The organism is Rhizobium vallis, from assembly GCF_003985155.1.
In the GTDB taxonomy this organism is placed as follows: domain Bacteria; phylum Pseudomonadota; class Alphaproteobacteria; order Rhizobiales; family Rhizobiaceae; genus Rhizobium; species Rhizobium vallis.
The window spans coordinates 1-1,100 of the sequence record NZ_ML133741.1; the positions used below are offsets into that span (position 1 = coordinate 1).

General features: G+C 56.5%; 1 protein-coding gene. It reads right to left on the reverse strand.

Going from position 1 to position 1,100, the window contains the following annotated elements; genetic code table 11:
* A partial coding sequence (locus EFQ99_RS34830) for a septal ring lytic transglycosylase RlpA family protein (protein ID WP_245441640.1) occupies nucleotides 1-847 on the reverse strand: 847 nt, incomplete at its 3' end.
* Nucleotides 848-1,100: the final 253 nt, after the last annotated feature.

A 1,100-nucleotide genomic window follows, 5' to 3' on the forward strand; every position in this document is an offset into this window, starting at 1 on the left:
ATTCGGGCGTCCGCTCAAAGGTAGTAGGGCCGATCTCAGGTAACATCACGAGTTGCCCGAATGTCTGGAACGCAGCCGCGATTGTCGCTGTCTGGTAGGAGGCGCTTGGCATATTGCCGGCAAGGTTCGTCTGTGTGGACCAGAGGGACTGGCCGTGACGCCGCAAATGGTCGCCAGTCGGCTGGTTCGAGGCTAACATCGCGTCGGTCGCGATCTGAGGCTCTGGTTTGATGTCCGGGCGGCGATCACCTTTCCTGACGTAGGAGGCCATTAGAAAAGGCATATCATGTCCGTCCGAGCGGGCGCGGCCTACATACTGGACCCGAACATAGGCCGTGCCATGGTGCTTCAGGTCCAGCAAATCTGCCGCCTTGCTGGAAACGTCGATGATGCGGCCCTTATGGTAGGGACCGCGATCGTTAACACGCACGATGAGCGAAGAACCGTTTTCAAGATTGGTCACCCGCACGTAGCTGGGCAAAGGAAGGGTGGGATGCGCGGCGGAAAGGTGATCCCTGTCGTAAACTTCGCCGTTTGCAGTCAAGCGCCCGTGAAACGATGAGCCGTACCAGGAAGCGACACCATTCTTGTCGTAACTCGGGTCCTCCTTCGGTGAGTAATGTTTGCCTTTCACCACGTAGGGCTTGCCGACGGTATAGCGGCCAGTGCCCTTGCGAATATTCCTGCCGTGGGCGGTTTGCGGGCTCGCGCCATATACATTTTCGGAAACATATTCTTTGCTGCGATACGTGTTCGGCGTTTGTGTGGTCGTACAGGCATAGCATGCGCAGACCGTCATGATCGCCAGCCATCGCAAGCCCTTTGCAGCACTTACATCAATAGCCATCCGTTCATCGTTGACAACAGTCTTCCGTGTATCCGCGCCATGCGTCGATACAAACGCTCATGCCGACCGCGTACTCGAAGTTTGCTACGCGTTGGGTCGAGAGCCAGACGGAATAGCAGCCCAAGCGCACTTCGATGCGCTACTGCCTTCTGGGATTGTGCCGTCAATTCGCTCCATCCCTAAGATAATTGTGAAAGCTGGCCTGAGGGCAATAGTTCCATGGGGACACGCGATTTTACGCCATGCTTTGCCA